Below are 12,371 nucleotides of genomic sequence, written 5' to 3' on the forward strand. Positions count from 1 at the left end.
ATTATGAATGAAATCAGTAATATTAACCATAACTGTCAATTGTCAATTTTCAATTGTCAACTGGTTCCGAATATAAATATAGAAATAAACTGTAAGATTAGTATTATTATTTGAGAAAGAGATTACTTTGAACTTGAACTTGGAACCTTATATAAGGAGGGGTTTTATGAAAAAAATAAATGAGAGATTAGAAGAATTAAGAAGTGTGATGAAAAAGCATAATATAGATATTTATATTATACCAAGTTTTGATTCTCACCAAAGTGAATATGTAGCAGATCATTACAAATGTCGTGAGTGGATTTCAGGTTTTACTGGTTCTGCAGGAACTGTGGTAGTTACTATGGAAAAAGCAGGGTTATGGACTGATGGTAGATATTTTATACAAGCAGCAAATCAATTAAAAAATTCGGAGATAGAATTATTTAAAATGGGACAACCTAATGTTCCAACATATCAAGAATGGATAAAAGATATAGCAAAAGAAAATGCTACGGTTGGATTTAACGGGGAAGTAATTTCAACAGCAATGTATAAGAATATGAAAATAATGTTTGCATCTAAAAATTTGAATTTTGAAACAAAATTTGATTTAATAGATGAAATATGGAAAGATAGACCAGAAATACCTTGTACAGATATTTTTATTCATGAAATTAAATATGCTGGAAAATCTAGAGAAGAAAAGCTAGAAGCAGTTAGGTTAGAAATGAAAAAGAAAAATGCAGATTATTTTATAATATCATCCTTAGATGATATAGCATGGCTTTATAATATTAGAGGAAGAGATGTAAAAGCTAATCCAGTAGTAATTTCATATGCAATTGTTACACTTTATGAAGCGTATTTGTTTGTTGATGATAAAAAAGTATCTAATAATGTTAAAGATGAATTAGAAAAGTCAAATATAATTATAAGAACTTATGAGGAAATTAGTAAAGTTGTATCTGAAATTGAGAAAAATAAAGTAGTATTATATGATCCGAATAAGACAAATGTTATGATAACAAGTTCAATGAAGACTCAATTAAATAAAATTGAATCTTTAAATATAACTACTAAGCTTAAAGGAATAAAAAATCCAGTTGAGATGGAGAACACAAGAAAATGTACTATAAGAGATTGTGTTGCAGAAGTGAAATTTATAAAATGGCTTAAGGAATCTGTAAAAGCAGGAAAAAAAGTTACTGAAATAACAGCATCAGAAAAGTTAACAGAATTTAGAAGTAAAAATAATTTATTTATAGAACCAAGTTTTAATACAATTGCGGGATATAAAGAGCATGCAGCAATGATGCATTATAGTGCTAATGAAGAAACCGATTGTGAGTTAAAACCAGAGGGATTTTTCTTGTTTGATTCTGGTGGACAATATTATGATGGTACAACTGATATTACAAGAACTGTTGTTCTTGGAAAATTAACAGAAGAAGAAAAAAGAGATTTTACATTAGTGGTTAAATCTAATTTGGCATTGTCAAAAGCTAAATTTTTAGAAGGAACTTGTGGATGCAACTTAGATATATTAGCAAGGAAACCATTATGGGATGAAGGAATAGATTATAAATGTGGAACAGGACATGGGGTTGGATATTTACTAAATGTTCATGAAGGACCACATGGAATATCTAGAGTACCTATAAATATAAAATTAGAAGTTGGAATGAATGTAACAGATGAACCAGGAGTGTATAAGGAAGGAAAACATGGAATTAGATTAGAAAATACATTATTTGTAGTAGAAGATGAAGTTACTGAGTATGGCGGAAGATTTTTAAAATTTGAAAATATAACATTTTGTCCATTTGATTTAGATGGCATAGTTAAAGAAATGCTAACAAAAGAAGAAATAGAATGGGTAAATGATTATCATAAAATGACTTATGAAAAGTTATCACCATATTTAAATGAAGAAGAAAAAGAATTCTTAAAATTAGAGACAAGAGCTATATAGGAATACAAGTTAAAACTTTAAGTTATTCATATTTCAGTTGAGAATTTTAATTTTAAGTTTTAATCTATATTTTAAAAAAAATTTTTTATTAAATTTGCAGAGCAAATTATTTGAAAACAATATAAAAGCTTAGTTTTTATGTGTTTCTATTTTTAGATATTAGGAACAAAGTGAGTAATAACTACCATAACTTTTCACTCTTCACTTTTACTTGGTTCCAATATAAAAATAGGAATAACATATAACTTTAGTAGTAGCATTTTATAAATATACTATTTTAATTCTAAACTTGTAACCCTATAATTGATAAGTGAAAATACCTTAAAATAGAAATATATAAAATTAATAGTAAAAATAGATTGTCATAGCTTGTGATGATCTATTTTTATTTTTATGAAATTTTATAATAAATTATTTTAAAATGGATTTTGAATACGATTTCATTTTTACGATTATTAAAATATAATTTAAAAATAGCAAACAAAAGATAGAAGAAAATGAATAAAAATCATTAAAAAGAGAAGATTATAACTAATCAAACTACAAAAAAATTTAAAAAGTAACAAAAATAAAAAAATATTATTGCAAAAGCGACAAAATTCGAGTACAATAACATTGCAATTAAATTATAAAAAGATTATAAAATTTTATAAGAAACGGAGAGAATGGAATGTCACAAGATAACAAAAGAAGCATGGGTTTAAAAGAAGCTATCTCTGTAGTTGTAGGAGTAGTTATCGGATCAGGAGTATTTTTCAAAGCATCTGTAGTTTTTAAAGAAGCTGGATCACCAGTACTTGGAATATTAGCATGGCTTATTGCAGGTATAATAACTATTTGTGCAGGATTAACAGTAGCAGAAATAGCGTCAGCAATTCCAAGAGAAGGTGGATTGTATGCATACTTAACTGAATTATATGGGGATCTTGTAGGATTTTTATATGGTTGGGTTCAAGTTGTTATATATTTTCCAGCAGTTATAGCAGCAAGTGCAATCGTTTTAGCAGATACTGCATCACCATTAGTGGGTGGATTAAGCGACATACAAAGAAAGCTATTAGCAGTAGGTCTTATAATATTTATGGCATTAATACATATGGTTTCAACTAAATTAGTTGGAAAAGTTCAAATTATAGCAACAGTAGGTAAACTTTTACCATTAGCAGCAATTATAATATTTGGTATCATAAAAGGTAAAAGTGGAGAACTTTCAAGTGTATCATTTAGCGGATTTACAACAGGTGGATTTGGTGCAGCGCTAATAGGATGTTTATGGGCATATGATGGTTGGATAAGTGTAGGTACATTAGCTGGTGAAATAAAAGAGCCAGAGAAAAACTTACCAAAAGCAATTATCGGTGGATTAACAATTGTTATGGCTGTATACGTATTATTCAGTGTTGGAATAATAAAAACATTACCGATGGCTGAAGTTATAGCTTCAGATGCAGTTGCAGCAGACACTGCAAACGTATTATTTGGATCAATAGGTGCTACAATAATATCACTTGGTATGTTAGTTTCAGTTTTTGGAGCTTTAAATGGAAACTTAATGGCTGGATCAAGAATGCCAGTAGCTATGGCTAAAGAAAGATTATTACCAGCAAGCAAAGTTTTAGAACAAATAAACCCTAAATTTGGAACTCCTATAAATTCTATAATATTAATTTGTGCAATATCTTTAATATTCGTTGCGACAGGATCATTCCAAGCGTTAACTGACATGATAGTATTTGTACTATGGATATTCTTTGTAATGGGAGTATTCGGAGTATTTAAAGTAAGAAAAAGAAAAATGGAAGCAAAATATAAAGTGCCACTATTCCCAATAATACCATTAGTAGGTATATTCGGAGGTATATATATAGTTATAAGTTGCTTAACTTCAAGCTTTACAAATGCAATAGTAGGTTCAGTATTAACATTAATAGGACTACCAGTATTCTTCTACTTAAAGAAGAGAAATGATAACAATAAAAATAAAGAAAATATTGCTTAATATTTAAGTGTAATAAAAAGTAGAAACTTTAAGTTTCTACTTTTTTTATATAGAAATTTAAATTATATAGGAATTCAAGTTCAAAGATGAATTTATTCTTATTCTAATTGAGAAAGAAGAAATTAAAGTGTTACATAACAATTAACAATGAAGGATAAAACTTAAATCTCAGTTTTTTGAATCAATTTTTATAATGATTTGCAAAGCAAATTAGTTAAAGATTACTAAAAGCTAGTTTTTATGTGCTTCTATTTTTAGATATTAAAAGCGAAGTGACTAATATCAACCATCATTGTTAATTGCTAACTGCTAATTGTTAATTGGTTCCAACAATGATATCAGAATAAACTGTAAGATTAGTAGTAGCATTTGAGAAATCTATTATTTAAAATATTAAATGAGAATAGTAGTATTCCAAGAAACAGTAATTATTTAAAACGGTATTCATAAAAATCTCAAAGAAACTCTAATGAATTTGCCATTTTATTTCCAAGACTAAACGGCTATAAGTGAACTGAATTCAGAGCTATGTAATTAAATTCTAGTCTATTTTTCATAACTCTTCGTCAGCAATTCACATTAATAAAATGCCATTATTAATGCGAATTACTTCCTTGATTTATAAAAAATATACATTGAATTTTGAATTACATATTTCTAAATTTAGTTCACACGATATCCTGTCTAGGCAGTGGCTGAACCCGTCCTTGGGTTCAGGTCTTGAAAATAAAACACAAATTAATAAGATTTTCTAAATCAATTTTTAAAGAAATACTAATTTAAATAATTCCTGTTTCTTGATGAAAAAAAAAGCTTTTCAATTGATAAATTTGTTATTTTGAATTTGAACTTGGAACCCTATATTATATAAGTATTTAAGATTTGAAAAAATTTTTATGGCATAACATAAATAGTGGCATTAATATATTAAAGAGCTAATTAAAAAAGATGGTACAACTGTGTGTATCATCTTTTTTAATTTATTAAGGTTTTGGAGTTGGTGTCGGATTAGGAGTTGGTGTTGGATCCGGTGTTGGTGTTGGGTCAGGATCCGGTGTTGGATTAGGATTTGGGTTAGGATCTGGATTTGGGTTAGGATCTGGTTTTGGATTAGGGTCTGGGTTTGGATTTGGTGTTGGGTTTGGATTTGGAGTAGTTCCAGTATTTCCATTACCGTTACCGCTATTATTAGTATTTCCATTACCATTATTTTTGTCTTTATCCTTATCTTTGTCCTTGTCCTTGTTTTTATCTTTATCCTTATCTTTGTCTTTTTCTGTATCATTTTCTTGCTTATTTGTATTTTCTATTGGAGTTTGATTAAAGTCTTCAGATAATACATTGTGTGAAAAAGGTTTAACTGGTAAACCAGAATGTATTTGCTCCATAAAATCTTTCCAAATAGTTTTAGGTATGCTTGTATAACTATCTAATAATTCTACAGGTGTATCATATCCAATATATATAGCAGTTGTATAATAAGGAGTATATCCACAGAACCAAGCATCTTTATTACCATCTGTAGTTCCGGTTTTACCAGCAGAAGGCATGTTATTACTTAAAGATAACCCATAACCAGTTCCGTGGGGTTTAGATATAACACCTTCCAAAATATTAGTCATTTCATCTGCAGCAGTTGCAGTATAGACATCTACCTCAGAATGTAGATTTTTATATAATATTTCATTTTCGTAGTTTTCTATTTTTTCTATACAAGTAGTTTCAATGTATTTTCCACTTCTTGCTAAGGTAGAGTAAGCACCAGCCATTTCCTCAGTAGTAACACCTTTAGTGAATCCTCCTAATGCAACTATTGGAGTTGTATCTGTAGGTGTTATATATTTAAAGTTCATGTTATGAAGATATGCTAATGATTCAGGAACACCTATTTCATTTACAAGATTAAATGGAATTGTATTTATTGATATTTCAGTTGCATATCTTAAGTTGACCATGCCCTTATAGCCTGGATACCAGTTAGCAGGACCATTATTAATAGCTTTATCTTCCATCATGCTATTTCCATTATAGCCTTTTTCAAAAGCAGGAGTATATGCAACTAATGGTTTTATAGCAGAACCTGGTTGTCTAACAGCTAAATAACCTCTATTGAAGGTATTATCTACTCCATCTTGATTACGTCCACCAACAATTGCAACAACATTACCAGTTGAGTTATCTATAGTAACAGCTGCACCTTGCATAGAGTATAGTCCCGTTTCCATGTCAGTTTCATAAAATCCAGCAAGATTTGAATCAACAGATTGTTGAAGTAATTTTTGTTTTTCGGGATCTAAAGATGTATATATTTTATATCCACCTTTTCTTACACTAGCATTAAACTTTTGATATAAGTCATTATATTCATTAAAATAATTTTGTCTTTCAGTGTCATTTTTAAAATCTGTTCTCAATACAAAACCACTATTCTTTATTAATTCAGTTATAGTAGAATCTAGTGCATAAGATATACTGTAATCTTCATTTTCATACACAGACTCATCTTTATTAATGTTTAGTGTTACTTTTTGGTTTTTAGATGAATCGTATTCTGATTGAGAAATAAATTTAAGTCTTAACATATTATCAAGAATTAAATTTTTACGCTTAACTACATTATCACTTTTTGTTAAAGGATCATACATAGTTGGATTATTTGGTACAGCAGTTAAAAAACTAATTTCACCTAAAGTTAAATCTTTGCAAGGTTTGTTGAAGTAGTATCTAGATGCAGATTCTATTCCATAATTACCATTACCAAAATAGATATTATTTAGATAAAACTCCATGATTTGTTCCTTACTGTACTTCTTCTCAAGATTAACAGCAATTATTATTTCTTCAAATTTTCTTTTAAAAGTCTGATCAAGAGATAATACTGTAAGTTTTACAAGTTGTTGAGTTATTGTAGAACCACCCTGTGTAATCTCACCTCTATTTTTAACAAGTTCAAAGCTAGCTCTAGCTAAAGACTTAACATCAATTCCATTATGTTCCCAAAAACGATTATCCTCAATTGCTATAAAAGAATTTACTACATTTTTAGGTATATCTTTGTAATTTAAGTATTCATAGTCATGTTGAGCAAATTCTCTAAGTACTTTACCATCTTTATCATAAACAACAGTAGGCATTCTACTTAAAAAAGTTTCATAAGAAATATCATTTAGTTTACTTAATGAATTGTCATAGAAAGCTTGGATATTTTTGAAATTTAATAATAAAAATATACCAGATAAAAGTATAAGTGTAGCTAAACATATGCCTACAACTTTAAAAAACTTATTCCAAAAGCTTTTCTTTTTCTTCTTTTTCGTTTTAGTTTGTTTTTTTGTATTACTTTTTCCCATGTTAATCCTCCTTCCAGATGAATAAATTCATCTACTTATAGGAATATTAATTAAACATTTTTACTTAAAGTCTAATTTAATAAAATTAGTTTAATGTTTTAATTATAGATATGTGTAAGATAAAAAATATATTCTATTATATATTATTTTATTCAAATAGAAAAGTATAGGCAAAATTTAAATTTAATTAAAATTTTTATATGGTAAGCCAATATGTAGTTTATCCATATAATTTTTCCACATTTTACTAGGCAAATTTCCTTCTATATTTAGAGTATCAGGTATATCTGAACCTACATATATAACAGTTGTATAGTAAGGGGAATATCCACAAAACCATAAATCCTTATTATTATCTGTTGTGCCAGTTTTACCGGCTGATGGAACAGAACTTAAACTATATCCATAAGCAGTACCGTTAGGTTTATTTAATACTCCTTTTAGAACATTAGTCATATATTGTGTAGCAGTAGGAGTATATATAACTTCAGCAATATGGTTGTTTTCATATAATTTACGTCCAGAACTACTTTCAATTAAATTTACACAAGATGTTTTAATATATTCACCATTACGAGCTAATGTTGAGTAAGCACCAGCCATTTCTTCTGGAGTAACACCTTTTGTAAATCCTCCAACTGCAATTATAGGATTTATATCATTAGGATACAAGTACTTAAAATTCATTTTATGTAAATAATTAACAACATTTTCTGGACCTAAATCTCTAACTAGAGAAAAAGGAATAGTATTAAGTGAAATTTCAGTAGCATATTCTAATGTAACATTACCTCTATAAGTTGAGTCTGCATTTTTAGGACCATTAGGAATATATTCATCATTCATAATGCTAGAAGGGGTATAACCTTTCTCAAATGCAGGAGTATACGCAACTAATGGTTTAATTGTTGAACCAGGCTGTCTATAAGATAAATAAGCTCTATTAAATGAGTTTAAATTTAAATCAGAACTTCTACCACCAACAATTGATATAACATTACCACTACTATTTTCTATTGTTATTGCAGCACCTTGAATTTTATGAATACCATCATTAGTTAATTCATTATAGGGAAGTAAATAATTATCGAGTGTACTTTGAAGCAATTGTTGTTTATTTACTTCAAAAGATGTGTGGATGTTGTAGCCACCTTTTCTGATTTTAGAGTTAAATTCTGAATATAATTTATCAAACTTATTAAAGTAGTTAGTTCGTTCATCTAACGTTTTAAAGTTTGTTTGAAATTTAAAACCATTAAGTAACATAAGTTCTTTGATAGTACAATCAAGGGCATATGAAATCATATAGTTATCTTCAGTGTAAATTTTATTTTTTCTTGTATTAAGTTCTACATTTTCTTTACAAGCATCTATGTATTGTTTTTCAGAAATAAAATTTAACTTTAACATCTTACTTAAAATTAACTTTTGCCTTTTAAGTGTATTATGGATTTTAGTTAATGGATCATACATAGTAGGATTATTAGGTATAGCTACTAAAAAAGCTATTTGTCCTAAAGTTAAGTCTTTACTGCTCTTATTAAAATAGTTTAATGAAGCAGTTTCTATTCCATAACTATTATTTCCAAAATAAATGTTATTCACATAGTATTCAAGAATTTGTTTTTTAGAGTATTTCTTCTCAAGTTCCAATGAAATAATTATTTCTTCAAATTTTCTTTTAAAAGTTTGCTCATGAGATAAAAGTGTATTTTTAACTAATTGTTGAGTTATAGTTGAACCACCTTGAGTTATGACACCTTTATTTTTTATGTATTCAATACCAGCTCTAATTATGGAAAGCTTATCTATTCCATTATGATTAAAATAATTTTTATCTTCAATTGCAATAAAGGAATCAAAAATTTTAGGATTAATTTCATCATAAGGAAGGTATTCATAATTATAATAAGCTAATTTTTCTATTATATTATTATTACAATCATAAATAATAGTAGGCATGTTTTGCATAAAAGTATCATTAGAAATATTTTTTATTTTTATGTTGGCATCAGCATATATATCTTTAAGTCTAAAATTTGTTGTAAAGAAAATAAAAGAACCAACAAAAATAGTAAATGATAAAAACAATAATAATATTGAACTTAAAATATTTTTAAAAAGCTTACTTTTCTTTTTAGCTTTTTTACGTTTTTTCTTTACTGGTTTTGAGTTTCTATTTTTAGCTTTTTTAGTTATTTTTGACAATAGCTCACCACCTGTACATATAATTAGGACAACTTATATTATACAATGAGAATATAAAAAAACAATAATTATGTAAAAATACCTATATACAAAATTCTTATAAAAAGATTCATGCACATAGGTATTTTATAACATTAAAAGTATTTAAATTTATAACTCATTTTTTACTATGTTACCATTTACCATAATAAAGCTTAGTTTATTTCTTAAATCAAAAGGATGACCATTGTATATTAAAATGTCAGCATCTTTTCCTTGTTCAATACTACCTACTTTGTTATCTAAATCCAAGATTTTAGCTGGATTTATAGTTATAGCTTTTAGAGCATCTTCTTCACTTAGTCCTTCTCTAGATGCAAGGGCAGCACAAATAGGAAGATATTGCAAAGGTATTACAGGGTGGTCTGTCATAAGTGCTACAGTTATACCAGCATTATTTAATATAGCTGGAGTTTTAAAGGTTAGATTTTTAAGTTCTACTTTTGATCTATCAGAAAGTGTAGGGCCTACAATAGCACCTTTAAAATGTTCTTCCTTTAAAGAATCCACAATTAAATGACCTTCAGTACAATGATCCAAAGATATATCTAAATTAAATTCCTTTGCAATTCTAAGAGCTGTTAGAATATCATCAGCTCTATGAGCATGGGCCTTAAGAGGAATTTCTTTATTTATAACCTTAGATAATGCTTCTAACTTCATATCAAATTCAGGCATTTTTGTAGGATCATTTTTAGCATTGTTTTTCTTTTCAATATAATTTTTAGCTTTAATTAAATTTTCTCTAAGGATTGCAGCAGTTCCCATACGTGTAGAAGGACATTTTTTAAAGGAAGAATATACACGTTTAGGATTTTCACCAAAAGCTACCTTCATAGCAGAACATTCATTTATAACCATTTCATTTAAAGTTTTACCAAATGTTTTCATTGTAACAAATTGTCCACCGATAACATTTGCACTTCCAGGACCAGTAGAAACAGTAGTTATACCACCTAAAAGTGCTTCATCAAAACATTTATCTTTAGGGTTTATTCCATCTAAAGCCCTTAAATGTGGTGTTGAAGGATCAGTAGCTTCATTTACATCATCACCTTCAAAACCAATACTATCTTCAAGCATACCTAAATGACAATGAGCATCTATTATGCCTGGCATTAAAAAACCACCTTTTGCATCTATAACTGTAGAATTAGATGGTATAATTAAATTTTCCCCAACATTAACAATTTTTCCATTGTCAATAAAAACTGTACCATTTTCATAATTAACATCCATCATAGTGTGGATATTAGCATTTTTTATAACTATCATAAAAATATCCCCCCCATTTTTTATATTAAATAAACTATAAATTTATTTAGAAACTATTTTACTAAAGTAGCCTTTAGGTATGTATCCTTTTTTTATGCCTTCTGTTACTACAAGATAAGTTGCTGCAGTATCAAATCTAGCATCATGGTAATTGCCGCTACCTGAAAACAACTCATTGGCTTTAGCTCTTATGGTAGTAGAGTCAAGACCTAAAAATCTGACAACCTCTTCAAGTTTAGGATTTTTAATTCCACCTCTGCCATTAGGGCATTTACAAATATTTTTATAATAATTCATAGTACAAAAAGAATTTTTTGGAATGTAATCTAATTCACAAAAACTAAATTCATGAGTTATAAATTTTATATCAAAATTAACATTATGACCGATTAAAATATCAGCACTTGTGAAGTCTTCAACTATTTCTTCATATTGATCTTCGAAATATTTGCCTTCACTTAGCTCATATAAATCCTCAGCTGAAAATCCATGAACATCTTCAGCACTAGGTTCCACATATTCAACAGCAAAAAAGAAATTTTTGCCATAGGTTTGTTGTGGCTTTACATCAGTATTAACTATTATGTAAGACAATTCACATATATTACCAGGACTTATTCCTGTTGTTTCAGTATCAAAAAAAATCATTTTCATAAAAAAATCCTCCTATGGATGCATAATGTTTATAGAAAAATGTTATACAAAAATTCTAAACAAATTTCAAAAACTAAAATTGAATAAACTAATTATAACATATGTAACGTTTCAAATTAAGTTTAAAACTTATAGTATTATATAGGTTTAGTTCTAAGACTAATTTTACATTTTTGAAATTAATGGGAAGCCATAAAACTATATATAAAATCTAAACATAATGTTTTACTTATAAATTGAAATAGATAAAAATTAATTCAAAATGAAAATATAAATTTATGTTTGTAAATAAATTTATAAGAGTATTAATAATTGGCATTTATATATACAATGGGTGTTTATTTTGATACAATTGATATAGAATTAATTTCTAAATTTTTTCAATATATATTAAATTTTCTATATTACAGTTTTATTAATGTTAGATACATTAGTAATTATATTAAAATGTTTATAGAGAGGCGGAGTGTTTATGAATTGGATATGGTTAGCACTTATTGTAATTGTCGTATTAATTGATATTTTAAGTAGTGCTTTTACTTATTCATGGTTGGTTATAGGTTTTATACCAGCATTTTTACTTGGATTTGCAGTAAGCTTTGAGATGCAATTGCTTATAGCAGTTATTATAGGTAGTATTTCTATAGCAATAGGTGTAAAAATATCAAGAAAGTATATAAAAAAGACATTTTCAGAAGAAAAATTATTAGTTGGTAAATATATAGGAAAAAGTTTTATAGCAACTGAAGATGTTGAAAAGGAATGCCAAATGAAGGTTAATGGTATATTTTGGAATGTAAAAAATATAGGAAACCCTATATTAGAAGGTGATAGCTTTATTGTTGATAATATAGAAGGTAATAAGCTAATAATTAGAAAGGGTGATGAATAA

Annotated in this window: 7 protein-coding genes; 3 read left to right on the top strand and 4 right to left on the bottom strand. The window is 27.5% G+C overall.

Annotation, left to right across the window (positions count from 1 at the left end):
- The first annotated feature begins 166 nt into the window (after positions 1-166).
- On the top strand, positions 167-1,954 hold the full coding sequence (locus BN346_RS05185; RefSeq protein ID WP_034440184.1) for an aminopeptidase P family protein: 1,788 nt from the start codon (positions 167-169) through the stop codon (positions 1,952-1,954).
- Between the two features lie 670 nt (positions 1,955-2,624).
- Positions 2,625-3,953, top strand: coding sequence for an APC family permease (locus BN346_RS05190; protein ID WP_051540048.1), 1,329 nt, complete (start codon positions 2,625-2,627; stop codon positions 3,951-3,953).
- A gap of 983 nt (positions 3,954-4,936) precedes the next feature.
- On the opposite strand, the gene BN346_RS05195 is transcribed toward BN346_RS05190, so the two are convergent.
- From BN346_RS05195 to BN346_RS05210, 4 genes are all read right to left on the bottom strand, one after another.
- On the bottom strand, positions 4,937-7,303 hold the full coding sequence (locus tag BN346_RS05195) for a transglycosylase domain-containing protein (protein WP_051540051.1): 2,367 nt from the start codon (positions 7,301-7,303) through the stop codon (positions 4,937-4,939).
- A 183-nt stretch (positions 7,304-7,486) separates the two neighbouring features.
- Positions 7,487-9,511 (bottom strand): transglycosylase domain-containing protein, encoded by a 2,025-nt coding sequence (locus BN346_RS05200; RefSeq protein WP_051540053.1) that lies wholly within the window; start codon positions 9,509-9,511, stop codon positions 7,487-7,489.
- Between the two features lie 150 nt (positions 9,512-9,661).
- Positions 9,662-10,825 (bottom strand): amidohydrolase, encoded by a 1,164-nt coding sequence (locus BN346_RS05205; protein WP_034440188.1) that lies wholly within the window; start codon positions 10,823-10,825, stop codon positions 9,662-9,664.
- 42 nt (positions 10,826-10,867) lie between these two features.
- On the bottom strand, positions 10,868-11,479 hold the full coding sequence (locus tag BN346_RS05210; protein ID WP_034440190.1) for a 3'-5' exonuclease: 612 nt from the start codon (positions 11,477-11,479) through the stop codon (positions 10,868-10,870).
- Between the two features lie 472 nt (positions 11,480-11,951).
- Here BN346_RS05210 and BN346_RS05215 point away from each other — a divergent pair, with 472 nt between their 5' ends.
- A complete protein-coding gene (locus BN346_RS05215; RefSeq protein ID WP_242838395.1) occupies positions 11,952-12,371 on the top strand; it encodes an NfeD family protein in 420 nt (139 codons plus the stop codon).

It is taken from the genome of Clostridium ihumii AP5 (genome assembly GCF_000612845.1).
Taxonomy (GTDB): Bacteria; Bacillota; Clostridia; order Clostridiales; family Clostridiaceae; genus Clostridium_J; species Clostridium_J ihumii.